Raw genomic sequence first — 12,503 nt, forward strand, 5'->3', positions numbered from 1 at the left:
TTGCGCTTGGACGGGCGGGGCCGGGGGTGACCACGCACTGGCGGTGGACCGTTTCTATGCCCGTGCGCGGTCACCCCCGGCCCCGCCCTTGCATGGGGGCATGTTGCGGCAGGCTTTTGGTTGCTCGCCGCTGGGTGCGTGGCCGCGCCGGGCGTTCACCTTGTGGTGGGTGGTCTGGCTTCCGCGTGGTGGGTGCGGCAGGGGATCCCGGTTGGGCAGGCCGGGGTGGGTGGTGGGTCAGGCGAACGAACCGCGCCGGTCGCGGTCGGCGATTGGTCGCGATGACCGCTGCCATCTCGCTCGGCATCCGGCCTGGCGTAACAGGATTCCAGGTCGCCCTCGATCACCGCGACGCCCCGGCGGCCCGCCGCGCTGCGCGGCGACGCCGTGCTGTCCGGGTCGGCCGCCAACCGCGATGCAGTGGACGGTCATGTGGCCGCCCAAGCTCGTGAACAAGCCCCTGCCTGGCCGCTACCGCACCGCCGTCGGCAGCAACGTCGCCCGCGGCTACTCGATCTCCTGTGCCGATGCGCCCACGCCATGCTCGACGCCGCTGGCAACCTCGCCACGATCCGCCAGCCAATCGACATCGCCTGCCGAGTTGATCGACGGACCTCTCAGCTGCCGAACAAGATGGCGCCAGTCATCGCGACCAGTCGCCGACCGCAACCGGCGCGGTTCGTTCGCCTGACCCACCACCCACACCGGCCTGCCCACCTGGGATCCCCTACCGCACCCACCACGCGGAAGCCAGACCACCCACCACAAGGGTGCACACCAAAGCCAAACCAGGCACCCAGCGCTGAGCAACCAAGACCTCAGCGCAACAGGCTCCCATGCAAGGGCGGGGCCGGGGGTGACCGCGCACGGGCATAGAAACGGTCCACCGCCAGTGCGTGGTCACCCCCGGCCCCGCCCGTCCAAGCGCGACCAAAAGAGGCCACCCACCAAGCCGGACCGTCATGCGGATCCGAAAGCTCCGCCGATCGCGGTGTCAGGCGCGCATGACGGTCGCGATCGGGATGCGCGCGGCGCGCAGGGCCGGCACGAAGCCGCCCAGGATGCCGGCGATGAGCCCGGCGATGATGCCGGCCACCCCGGCGTCCCAGGGGAACGCCAGGTCGCGCAGGAACGGCTCGGACTCGCCGACCACCGCCGAGATCGCCTTGAGCCCGACCACGCTGCACCCGATCGCCAGCGCCGCGGTGAGTAGGCCGGTTAGTAGGGTCTCGGCGAGTACGATGCCGGCCAGCAGCGAGCGGGAGGTGCCGACCGCCCGGCGTAGGGCGAACTCCTCGATTCGCTCGCCGACTGTGGCGAGGCCTACGTTGAGGATGCCGGCGACGCCGATCAGCAGCACCAGGCCGGCCATTGCGAGGAAGACCAGGCGCAGCAGGCGGATCTCGTTCTGGCCCTGTTCGCGGGAGTTGACGGTGTTGACGTAGACCTCGGCGCCGGCGCCGCGGAGTTTGGTGGTCAGTACCTGCTCGACCGGAGTTGAGCCGGCCAACAGCACCTGTATGCCGCTGCCGGTGTTCGGGTCGGCCAGGCCGGCCGGGGGCAGCCAGTTGGCGAGTTCGTCCAGGCGGACGTAGGCGCGGGGCTCGTACCCGCCGTCGTCGACCACGCCGACGATCTGCGGGGTGATGTTCGATGTGGCGCCGCCGACGCGCATTTCGGCGGGTACCTTGTAGCGCGCGAAGCCCTTTGCGGCCTCGAGGTTGATGACGATTCGCGGCGCCAGCGCGGGGACCGTCGAGAAGTCGAGCCAGTCGCCGGTCTTGGGCCGGAACGGGCGGAACGGGCGGATGTCGGCGGTCATGGCGGCGAGCTGCAACTGGATGGCCTGCCCGGGCGGCGCCGGGGCCGCGACGGGCTCGCAGGGCCCGTTTGAGTAGCAGACCTGGCCGCCGCCCCAGTCCTCGTCGAACGGCGAGCCGCCCTCGTTGACGGGGGTGACGCCGGGCTCGCCGATGATCGCGGAGACGCTGAGCATGGCCGTCGCGTCGGAGCGGCCCTTCACGGTGTCCAGGACGATGTCCACGGTCTGCCCCTGCGACGGTACGTCCATCACCTTGGTGCCGTCGATGCCGTTGCTGAGTTCGACGCCGGCGAAGAGGGCCCGTTCGGCGATGCTGGCGCCGGCCTGCACGACGACCACGGCCAGTACGCCGAGGAAGAGGCTCACCATGGATAGCAGGGTGCGCAGTTTGCGGGCGCGGATTCCCTGTACGCCGATGATCAGTGCGGACCTTCCGCGTCCGGACAGGCGCTTCATGCGAACACCCGGCCGCGTTGGGTGAGTTTGCCGTCGACCAGGTCGAGCGTGCGGCCCATCCGGGCTGCGTGGTCGCGGTCGTGGGTGACCAGGATGAGGCCGCAGCCGCGGGTGGTCGCCCCGAGCAGGGCGTCGATCACCAGGGCGCCGGTCTCGGTGTCGAGGGCGCCGGTCGGCTCGTCGGCGAGGAGCACCTGCGGGCGGCGTACCAGGGCGCGGGCGATGGCGACCCGCTGCTGCTCGCCGCCGGAGAGCCGGGGTGGCCGGTGTTTGGCCAGGTGTGCGACGCCGACCTGGTCGAGGGCTTCCATGACCTGGGCCTTGCGTTCGCGGCGTGGCAGCCAGCCCTGGCCGTTGACCAGGGCCATGGCCACGTTCTGGGCGGCGGTCAGGTGTTTGAGTAGGAAGAAGCGCTGGAACACGAAGCCGAAGTGGGAGCTGCGTAGTTTGGCGGCGCGGCGCTCCTTGAGGCGGCTGATCTCCTGGCCGGCGAGGAGGTAGCTGCCCTCGTCCGGGCGGTCGAAGAGGCCGACGACGCTCAGGAGGGTGCTCTTGCCCGAGCCGGAGCGGCCCACGATGGCGACGCTCTCGCCCTCGTGCACGCTCAGGTCGACCCCGTCCAGGATCGTGCGGGCCTGCTGCTGGCCCTTGAGCACCTTGGTGATGCCGGCGAGCTCGATCAGCGCGGTCATCCGTTGAACCCGGAAGGCTGGTCACCGGGCTCGGGGGCCGCGGTCGGCAGGTTCGGGCCCGGGATGGCGATCGTCTCGTCGCCCTTGAGGCCGGACTTGATCTGCACCATCTTGCCGTCGGTGAGGCCGAGGGTGACGTCGACGGTCTTGCGTACGCGGTCCTCGCCGACCACGTCGACCTTGCCTCGGCCTTGTGAGCCGGCGATCGCCTCGACCGGCAGCACCAGCGCGTTGTCGGCCTTGCCGGTGACCAGGTTCAGGGTGACCGCGGCGCCGTTGATCAGCTTGACGCCGGACGGCGCGGTGCAGACCAGCTGGAGCCCGGTCGGCTCCGAGCCCTCGGCGCCGCCCGGCGCCTCCGGCTCGGGCTGCGGCTCGGGTGCGCCGCTGGCGTTGGGTGCCGGCGAGGTCGGCGGCGGCTCCGGGATCGTGCCGGCCGGCAGGGCCGCGATCGTGCCGAGCGGCTTGCACTTGAACGGGCCGGGCCCGTTCTTGATCTGCCCCTCGACCGACTTCGCCGCGCCGGAGATCCGGTAGGCCATCGCGCTGTCGATGTCGGCGACGATGCCGTACCCGATGTGCCGGGCCGACACGACGGGCATGCCGGCGGTGACCTCGGCGCGGTCCTCCATCAGCCGGCCGGCCATGGTCGCGCCGGCGGGGATCTCGACGGAGTACGGCTTGCCCTTGCGCCAGACCGTCGCCACCCAGGTCTCCTGGTCGTACTGGGTCGGCGAGGGCGGGCGCTGCAGGTATCTCAGCTCGCCGCTCTTGGGCGCGACGATCCCGAAGACCGGGTTGATGGCCACCTTGCCGGCCAGGCTGATCGAGTTGGTGAGGTCCTGCCGGGTCGGCTTGACGGTGGTGAGCACCGTGCCGCGCGGCTCGAGGTCCGGCGTCTGCGCGTCCGGATCCGACGACGTGCAGCCCGCCAGCGCGATGACGGCTATCGACACGCACGTGCCGGTGAGCAGCCTGCGTACGTCCACCGGATCTCCCATCAGCCTGATCATCTTCGATGCCTCGGTCGGGTAGAGATGATCTCCGATCCGACCGGCTCGCAGACGGTACATGGCCGACGCAAACCTCTGACAGACGGATTACTGTCGGTAGGTCTCCAGGAAGCGGCGTAGGCGGTCGGTGGCGTCGTCGAGGACGTCGACCGGGGCCAGGAACACCATGCGCAGGTGGTCGGTGGTGGGCAGGTTGAAGCCCGATCCGTGGGATAGCAGCATCAGTTGCTGTTCCAGGAGGTCGATGATCATTCGCTGGTCGTCGTGGATCTTGTGGATGTCCGGGTCGAGGCGGGCGAAGAGGTAGAGCGCGCCCTGCGGCTTCACGCAGCTGACGCCCGGGATCTCGTTGAACTTGTCCCAGGCGTGGTTTCGCTGCTCGTACAGGCGGCCGCCCGGCCGGATCAGGTTGTTGATGCTCTGGTAGCCGCCCAGTGCGGTCTGCACGGCGTGCTGGGCCGGCACGTTCGGGCACAGGCGCATGTTGGCGAGCAGTTGCACGCCCTCGAGGTATTCGGTGGCGTGGGTGGTAGGTCCGCTGATCGCCATCCAGCCGGAGCGGAAGCCCGCCGCCCGGTAGGCCTTCGACAGGCCGCTCATGGTGAGCACCAGCAGGTCCGGGGCGAGCGCCGCCGCGCATTCGTGTTTCGCGTCGTCGTACAGGATCTTGTCGTAGATCTCGTCCGCGAGCACCAGCAGGTCGTTGCGGCGGGCGATCTCCAGCAGGCCGAGCAGGGTCTCGCGGGAGTAGACCGCGCCGGTCGGGTTGTTCGGATTGATGATCACGATGGCCCGGGTGTTCGGGGTGACCTGCGCGGCGACGTGCTCGAGGTCGGGCGCCCAGTCCTGCTCCTCGTCGCAGCGGTAGTGCACCGGCCGGCCGCCGCACAGCGTCACCGCGCCTGTCCACAGCGGATAGTCCGGGCTCGGCACCAGCACCTCGTCGCCGTTGTTGAGCAGCGCCTGCAGCGACATCACGATGAGCTCGGAGACGCCGTTGCCGAGGAAGACGTCGTCCGGCTGCACGTTCTCGACGCCGAGGGTCTGGTAGTACTGCGCGACGGCGACGCGGGCGGAGTAGATGCCCCGGGCGTCGCTGTAGCCCTCCGCGTCGCCGAGGTTGTGCACCATGTCGGTGACGATCGGCTCCGGGGTGCTCAGGCCCCACGGCGCCGGGTTGCCCAGGTTGAGCTTGAGGATGCGGTGACCCGCGGCCTCCAGCTCCTGTGCCCGGCGCAGCACCGGGCCGCGGATGTCGTAGCGGACATTCTTGAGCCTGCTCGCCTGCTCCACCATGCCCAGCAGCCTAAGGCGTCGTTCCGTGCGAACGATGCTCGCATAACGGATATATTCGACAGCGTGTGCAAGATCGTCGTGGTCGAGGGTCGCTGATGCTCGGGCTGTTCACCCTGGTCATCGGGGTACTCGCCGGCATCGTGGCCGTGATCGCGCTCGCCATCATCGTCGTCCGGGTGCTGCGCCGGATCCGCGACCGCAAGCGGGCCGAGCTCGCCGCCGGCCCGCGCCGGGCGCTGCTCGCCTTCGTCGCCGACAACGGCGAGGAAGGCAGCCACGACCTCGTCGCCATCCCCGACGACGCTTGGCGCGCCGTCGAGCCGACCGCGCTCGCCCTGCTCGGCAAGCTTCGCGGCGAGGCGCACCTCGGGCTCGTCTCCGTCTTCCTGCGCCGCGGCGCCGGCCGTGCGGCGCTGCGCGACCTGCGCTCGCGCAGCCGGGTCAAACGGGCGCACGCCGCCGAGGTGCTCGGCGACCTCGCGCTGCGCCAGGCCGTACCGGAGCTGGGCCGGCTGCTCGCCGACCGGCACCCGGAGGTGCGCGTGGTGACCGTCCGCGCGCTTGGCCGCATCGGCGACCCGGCCGCCGCCTGGGAGATCATCGCCGGCCTGGACCGCGCCGACCCGCTGCCGTCGCTGCTCGCCACGCAGGCCCTCGCGCAGCTCGGCCCGGAGGCCGAGGTGACCCTCTCGGCCGCGCTCGACCACCCTGCGGCCCGCGTCCGCGTGGTGTGCCTCGACGCGCTCGGCCTGCTCGGCGCCGCCGGCTCGGTGCACCGCGTGGCCCGGGTACTGCGCGACGACGCCGTACTCGACGTGCGGGTCGCCGCCGCCGCCACGCTCGGCCGGCTCGGCACCCGCACCGCGCTCGAGCCGCTGACGCTGGCGCTGCGCTCGTCGCGGCCGGCGCCGCTGCGCGCCGCCGCGGCCCGGGCGCTCGGCGCGCTGGGCGCGCCGGCCGCGGTGCCGACGCTGGCGGAGCTGCTCGACGACGACGAGTTCCAGGTGGCGCACGAGGCGGCGCACGCCATGCGCCGGCTCGGCGGGCCCGGCATCGAGGCCCTCGCCGCGGCGGTCGAGGCCGAGCGGGACGCGGGCGCCGGCGCGCATCGCCTGGCGTCGCCGTCGGGCGACACGTCGGTGAGCCACGCCCGGGAGGCGCTGGCGCTGTCCCGGATCGGCGCCGAGCGGGTAGGTGCGGCGGCGTGAGCGAGGTCCTGCGGTGGACCGACGTCGCGATCTTCGCGTACTTCGTCGGGCTCAACTCCAGCTATCTGGTGCTGATGGTGCTGGCCGGGCTCGAGTTCGCCAAGCACCTGCGGCGCGCGCCGTTCGCCGGCACCGACGACATGTTCCGCAGCCCGCTCACGCTGCCGGTCTCGGTGATCGTGCCCGCGCACAACGAGGGCGCCGGGATCGTCGCCTCGGTGACCGCGATGACCTCGCTGCGCTATCCGTGCTACGAGGTGGTGGTCGTCGACGACGGCTCGACCGACGACACCTTCGAGGTGTTGCGCGCGCACTTCGACCTGGTGGAGGTGCCGCGGGTGGTGCCGGGCGAGGTGCCGTACCAGTCCCGGGTGCTCTCCGTGCACGTCGCCCGCGCCAACCCGGAGACGCTGACCGTGGTCCGCAAGACCAACGGCGGCAAGGCCGACGCGCTCAACGTCGGCATCAACCTGACCCGGCACCCGCTGATCTGCATGGTCGACGCCGACTCGGTGCTGGACCCGGACGCGCTGCTGTCGGTGGCCAAGCCCTTCGCCGACGACCCGCTGCGGGTGGTGGCCTGCGGCGGCGTCGTGCGCATCGCCAACGGCTGCAAGGTGATCGGCGGCCGGGTCGTCGACGTGCGGATGCCGAGGCGGTGGCTGGGCCGCATCCAGGTGGTCGAGTACCTGCGCGCGTTCCTGCTGGGCCGCACCGGCTGGTCCCGCCTCGGCGGGCTGGTGGTCATCTCCGGCGCGTTCGGCCTCTTCCGCCGCGACCTGGTCGTGCGGATCGGCGGCATGGCGCACGACACCATCGGCGAGGACGCCGAGCTGGTCGTCCGGCTGCACCGCCACCTGCGGCAGCTCAAGGAGGACTACCGGGTGGTCTTCGTGGCCGAGCCGGTCAGCTGGAGCGAGGCGCCGTCGACCCTGCGGGTGCTGGGCCGGCAGCGGCGGCGCTGGCACCGCGGCATCGCGGAGATCCTGCGCAAGCACCGCGGCATGATCCTCAATCCCCGGTACGGCCGCATCGGCCTGGTCGCGCTGCCGTACTACGTGGTGTTCGAGCTGCTGGCACCGTTCGTCGAGCTGGCCGCCCTGGTGCTGCTGCCGCTCGGTCTGCTGGCCGACGCCATCGACGTCGCGTTCCTCTGGCGCTTCGTGCTGGTCGCCTACGGCTACGGCCTGCTGGTCAGCCTGGTCGCCCTGTTCATCGAGGAGGTCTCGTTCCACCGCTATCCGCGCTGGGGCGACCTGGCCCGCGGCGTGCTGGCCGCGATCCTGGAGAACTTCGGCTACCGGCAGGTCCTCGCGGTGTGGCAGGTCCGCGGCGTGCTCGGCGCGCTGCACGGGCGGCGGGCGGAGTGGGGCGCGATGCAGCGCGAGGGCTTCGACACCGCCGAGTCACGCGAGACGGTCGGCGTGGGCCTCGGTCGCTGACCGCGGGTGCCGCAGGCCAGGGTGCCCGGCGGGCAGGCTGCGGCGGATCACCCACCAGCTCAGCGCGAGGCAGCCGGCGACCAGCGGCCAGGTGAGCGCGCCGCGCGCGACGCCGAGCGCCACCACCGCGTGCGCCGCCCAGAGCGGGACGAACACGGCGAGGCGCACCAGGTACTGACCGACCCAGACCCAACTGCCCCGGCAGTACGCCCGCAGCAGCGCGGGATCGCGGCGCCACCGCGTCTTCTGGCCGAGCACGGCGCCGACGATGACGCCGAGCAGCGGCCAGCGGATCACGATGCTGACCGCCCAGGCCAGCGCGCTGGCGGCGTTGGTCACGATCTGCAGCAGGAAGAAGTCCTCGGCGCGCCCCGTACGCAGGGCGATCAGCGCGGCGACGCAGACGCCGAGCAGGCCGATCAGGACGGCGCGGGGCTTGCCGCCCTCGCGCAGCCGCCAGGCGGCGACCGCGAGGGCCGCGAGCACCGCGGCGCCGGCGCCGACCCAGATCGAGCGGTCGCCGGCGAACCAGGCCACGACGAAGATCACCGGGGGGACGGTCGCGTCCAGCGCGGCCCGCCGGCCGCCCAGCAGATCGGCCAGAGACTCCGGTTCGGCCACGCCCCACCCCGCTCTCAAGTTAGGAAAGCCTAACCGGCGCCGTTCCGGCGCGCACCGCCCGGCCCGCTGCCGCACCGAAGATCACACCCCGGACCATTCCGTGCCCGGCCGCGGCGCCCGCCCGCAGTCCCGGTCACCGCCCGCGGCGCCCGCCCGCCGTCTGGTCACCGCCCGCGGCGATGCCCGGCCGGGGTGCCCGCCGTCCCGGTCACCGCCCTGGGCGATGCCCGGCCGTGAGCTGCTTGCGGTGCCGGATCGCGTCGCGGTCGAGGATGGCCCGGGCCATGACCAGCACGCAGATGCCGCCGTTGAGGAACGACGCGAGCACGTCGGTGGGGTGGTGCATGCCGCGGTACATCCGGCCGAGCGCCACCCCGACCGGCACGAGCAGCAGCAGCCAGCACGCCGCCTTCAGGCCGGTGCGGTCGGTCAGCCGGACCAGGATCACGGCCAGCCCCAGGTAGAGGGCGACCGACGCCGAGGTGTGGCCGGACGGGAAGCTCGAGGTCGGCGGGGAGGTGTCCATGTGGTCGACCTCGGGGCGCGGGCGGTCGATCACCAGCGTGGTCAGGAAGAAGATCAGCGCCTGGGCGCAGACCGCCGCGCACAGGAAGATCGATTCCCGCCAGCGCCGCAGGGTCAGCCGCAGCACGAGCGCCGCGAGGATCGTCACGGCGATGATCGCCGGGGTGCTGGCCAGGGTGCTGAAGATCAGGGAGACCATGCTGATGTCGTGGGTGCGGTCGCGCTCGAGTTCGCGATTGACCGAGTCCTCCACGGTCAGCGGCCACGTGTGCGGGAAGACCCGGGTGATGAGCAGGCCCAGCGCGATCATGACGGCGAGCAGGGCCGCGATCGGCGTCACCACCCGCTTGAGGGCCTGTGCCGCGAAGTCAATCATCCGCCGGGGGTACCCGGGTCCGGGTGGCGGCCAAACCCGATCTTATCTATATCGGGTGAAAAGCTATTACTGTGGACAGTTGAATGAGATGAGTCTATTACGATCGGTTCACCGGCGATTCGGCGGGCACCGCACGAAGATCCGGCACTTCTGCCTCAGTCGATCGGTTAGGCCTGTGTTCGAAGCGTGTGGTTACCGGTACGTTGAGTAGGCAACGGCGCCTTAGCAATTGAATGGCACAAATGCGCTCTGAACTGGGAAAACATTACCTATAAAAGATCATCTGTACCGACTCTCTCGTGCATGTGGCCGATCCGTTGGGACTGGCATCTCCGAAGTAGACAGGTGGAGAAACAGGGATCCCGGCTGACAGACTAGGTGGTGTGATGATCCGGGTTGTGGTGGTGAGAGACGAGGGATACTTCGGCGTCCCGGTACGAACACTGCTAGAGGCCAAACCTGACATTCACTACGTCGGCACGTTGCCGCTGAGTGGTGATCTGCCGGCCCGGGCCGCGGAGTTGTGGCCGAATGTGATCGTGATCGACACCGAGTACATGGTCAGTCAGGTGCTACCGCTGGCCGAGGAGTTGCGCGCCACCATTCCCTCCTGTTCCATGCTGCTGCTGTGCGATCCGGCGAAACGCGGAATGCTGCCGCCGCGTCGCTGGGCCGGCGGGCTGAACTTCGTTCTCAAGGACGCCTCCGACGCGGTGCTGGCGGATTCCATCCGGCGGCTCGCGGCCGGTGAACGCGTCGTGTCCCCGATGCTCCAGGCCGCCTCGCTGAACACCGATCGCGGCCTGAGCACCCGGGAGCTCGAGGTGCTCGGCCTCGCGGCCGAGGGCGAGTCGGTGCGCGAGATCGCGGGCCGGCTCTACCTGTCCGGCGGGACCGTTCGCAACTATCTCTCGGCCGTCATCACGAAGACCGGCGCCCGCAACCGCCTCGACGCGATCCGCATCGCCCGTAAGGGCGGCTGGCTGCGATAGCCGCCAGGGCCCAGCGCCCGATCGGTACTCTTGGTCCGGATGTCACCCGATCAGCTCCACGTGCCGGCGCTGCCGATCCTGCTCCCGCTGGGCACCGTCCTCATGGCCGTGTCCTGGATGGTGCTGCGCGGCCGAGGGCTGCTGACGGCCGGCCGGTTCGTCGCGCTGTCGGCCGCCGGCTGGTACCTGGTCGCCGTGCTCGGTGCGACGATGCTGCCGCTCTGGTTGGCCTGGGGCGAGAACGCCGGCGAGCCCGAGCTCTACCGGATCATCCTGGTCCCGCTGACCACCGTCCGGGTGGACGACTTCCTGCTGAACATCGTCATGACCCTCCCGCTCGCGGCGGTGCTGCGCCTGGTGTTCGACGTGCGGGACAAGGGCCGGGTCGTGCTGGTCGGCTTCCTGCTCAGCGCGGGCATCGAGGTCGTACAGGCGATCCTCGTGCTCGGCCTGCACGGCAACCGGTGGGCGGACGTCAACGACCTGATGTCGAACACGCTGGGCGCGCTGCTCGGCTACATCGCCCTGCGCCGCCTCCTGCGCTTCGCGTCGTTCCGGCGAATGATCGAGGACTGTTCCCTGGTGCCCCGCCGCAGCGGGGAGCGGCCGCCGGCCATCCGCTCGTAGAGCCCGCCGACCGAGGCGGCCAGCGCGGTGGCGTCGTAGCGCTCGCCGGCCGTGCGGGCGGGCAGCCGGGCGCCGCCGCGCTCCTCGAGGCTGAGCAGCTCGGTGCGCAGCTTGCGCGGCAGCGACTCCCGGTCGTGCGGGGAGAGCCGCTCGGCGCCCTCGACGGCGGACCGGGCGGCGGCCAGCTCCTCCAGCGGCGGGCAGGTCGCGTACAGCGCGGGCAGGCCGCTGGCCAGCGCCTCGAGCACCACCAACCCGAACGTGTCCTGGTCCGACGGTGACGCGAGGACGTCCATGGCGCAGAGCATCTCCCGCGCGTGGCCGACCGCGCCGGCGAAGGTCACCCGGTCGGCGACGCCCTCGATGACGGCCAGCCGCTCCAGCGCGGGCCGGGCCGAGCCGTCGCCGACCAGCAGCAGGGCCGCGCCGGGCACCTCGCCGACGGCCCGGATCAGCCGGTCGAACCGCTTGCCCGGCTCCAGCCGGCCCAGGCCGCCGATCACCCGGGCGTCCGGCGCGATGCCCAGGCGCTCGCGGGCCGCGGCGCGCAGCGCCGGGTCGTAGCCGAACTCGGTCGCGTCGATCGCCTTGGGGATGACCGTGATCCGTACCTCCGGTACGCCGAGGGCGCGCAGCCGCTCCGCGATCGACTCGGACGCTGCGATCGTGAGCAGGCCGAGCCGATCGCCGATCAGGTACAGCGCCCGGGCGCCGCCGGCGCCGCCCAGGTGGTACTCGGTGGCGACCACGTGCCGCACCCCGGCCAGCCGGGCCGCGAGCAGGCCCTGCACGCAGGCCCGGTAGAGGTGGGTGTGCACCACGTCGAAGTGGCCGAGCCGGATCAGGCGGCTCAGCTTGATCACCGCGGACAGGTCGCGGTCGCGGGTGGTGATCACCTCGTGCACGGTGGTGCCGTCGGCGCGCATGGCGGCGGCGACGGCGCCCGGCCGGGACAGCGTGACGACCTCGCAGTCGTACGGCAGCCGGCGCACCAGCAGCCGGAGCTGCTGCTCGGCGCCGCCCTCGGCGAGCGTCGTGATGATGTGCAGAACCCTCATGGCCAGGTACCGGCCCGCGCGCGGAACTTTCTCATTTTGTCTCCTGTTTGACATCCGCGATAAAGACGCTGCCAGAGCACCGCCGCCCAATGACAGTTGCAAATGTCATGTTGAACATGAAGTCTTCTCACGGGCTGTCGGGTGCCCGATTATTGGCCGAACGGACGTCGTCCTTGGGTCGGAAAGTGCTTGCCGGGGAGGCGATCGAGCACGTGGGGCGGCCATAGGTACTGAACATGAATCGCTCTCATGTAGGGCATGACAATTACTACTGTGACCGATACCCCACGGCTGGCACGCTCTATTCGTAGGCGCTGATAGCGACGTTCTGCGAGCGGCCCGCAATGCATTTCTGGATCTCGATTATGCATTGCG

The 12,503-nt window shown here is 71.1% G+C and carries 11 protein-coding genes; 4 read left to right on the forward strand and 7 right to left on the reverse strand.

Annotated elements, in window-relative coordinates; all coding sequences use genetic code 11:
- Positions 1–994 precede the first annotated feature (994 nt).
- The 4 genes from ACIBSW_RS16360 to ACIBSW_RS16375 form a co-directional block, all read right to left on the reverse strand.
- Positions 995–2,191, reverse strand: coding sequence for an ABC transporter permease (locus ACIBSW_RS16360; RefSeq protein ID WP_354728747.1), 1,197 nt, complete (start codon positions 2,189–2,191; stop codon positions 995–997).
- Between the two features lie 83 nt (positions 2,192–2,274).
- The gene (locus tag ACIBSW_RS16365) at positions 2,275–2,970 is read right to left on the reverse strand and encodes an ABC transporter ATP-binding protein (protein WP_354728748.1); all 696 of its coding nucleotides are present in this window, start codon (positions 2,968–2,970) and stop codon (positions 2,275–2,277) included.
- Positions 2,967–3,971 carry an efflux RND transporter periplasmic adaptor subunit gene (locus ACIBSW_RS16370; protein WP_354728750.1) on the reverse strand — a complete coding sequence of 335 codons (1,005 nt, stop codon included), beginning with the start codon at positions 3,969–3,971 and terminating at the stop codon, positions 2,967–2,969. Before ACIBSW_RS16370 ends, ACIBSW_RS16365 begins: the two co-directional genes overlap by 4 nt.
- Before the next feature lie 99 nt (positions 3,972–4,070).
- Complete coding sequence (locus ACIBSW_RS16375) at positions 4,071–5,279, reverse strand: pyridoxal phosphate-dependent aminotransferase (protein WP_354728752.1); 1,209 nt, start codon at positions 5,277–5,279, stop codon at positions 4,071–4,073.
- Between the two features lie 95 nt (positions 5,280–5,374).
- On the opposite strand from ACIBSW_RS16375, the gene ACIBSW_RS16380 reads away from it, so the two are divergent.
- Together ACIBSW_RS16380 and ACIBSW_RS16385 are read left to right on the forward strand one after the other, a co-directional pair.
- On the forward strand, positions 5,375–6,487 hold the full coding sequence (locus ACIBSW_RS16380; RefSeq protein WP_354728754.1) for a HEAT repeat domain-containing protein: 1,113 nt from the start codon (positions 5,375–5,377) through the stop codon (positions 6,485–6,487).
- Positions 6,484–7,929, forward strand: coding sequence for a glycosyltransferase (locus ACIBSW_RS16385; RefSeq protein ID WP_354728756.1), 1,446 nt, complete (start codon positions 6,484–6,486; stop codon positions 7,927–7,929). Before ACIBSW_RS16380 ends, ACIBSW_RS16385 begins: the two co-directional genes overlap by 4 nt.
- Here ACIBSW_RS16385 and ACIBSW_RS16390 read toward each other — a convergent pair.
- Both ACIBSW_RS16390 and ACIBSW_RS16395 read right to left on the reverse strand, forming a co-directional pair.
- Entirely contained in the window at positions 7,894–8,550 is a 657-nt protein-coding gene (locus tag ACIBSW_RS16390; protein WP_354728758.1) for a DUF3159 domain-containing protein, read from the reverse strand. The genes ACIBSW_RS16385 and ACIBSW_RS16390 overlap by 36 nt on opposite strands.
- A gap of 208 nt (positions 8,551–8,758) precedes the next feature.
- Positions 8,759–9,451: a phosphatase PAP2 family protein gene (locus ACIBSW_RS16395; protein ID WP_354728759.1), complete on the reverse strand. Its 693-nt coding sequence runs from the start codon at positions 9,449–9,451 to the stop codon at positions 8,759–8,761.
- A 539-nt stretch (positions 9,452–9,990) separates the two neighbouring features.
- Between ACIBSW_RS16395 and ACIBSW_RS16400 the strand changes: the two genes are divergently transcribed.
- Both ACIBSW_RS16400 and ACIBSW_RS16405 read left to right on the forward strand, forming a co-directional pair.
- Positions 9,991–10,443 (forward strand): DNA-binding response regulator, encoded by a 453-nt coding sequence (locus ACIBSW_RS16400; protein WP_404799348.1) that lies wholly within the window; start codon positions 9,991–9,993, stop codon positions 10,441–10,443.
- A 39-nt stretch (positions 10,444–10,482) separates the two neighbouring features.
- On the forward strand, positions 10,483–11,070 hold the full coding sequence (locus tag ACIBSW_RS16405; RefSeq protein ID WP_354728763.1) for a VanZ family protein: 588 nt from the start codon (positions 10,483–10,485) through the stop codon (positions 11,068–11,070).
- Here ACIBSW_RS16405 and ACIBSW_RS16410 read toward each other — a convergent pair.
- Entirely contained in the window at positions 10,959–12,128 is a 1,170-nt protein-coding gene (locus tag ACIBSW_RS16410) for a glycosyltransferase (protein WP_354728765.1), read from the reverse strand. The two genes, ACIBSW_RS16405 and ACIBSW_RS16410, sit on opposite strands and share 112 nt — an antisense overlap.
- Positions 12,129–12,503: the final 375 nt, after the last annotated feature.

Origin of the sequence: Actinoplanes sp. NPDC049668, assembly GCF_044465445.1 — a bacterium.
GTDB lineage: Bacteria > Actinomycetota > Actinomycetes > Mycobacteriales > Micromonosporaceae > Actinoplanes.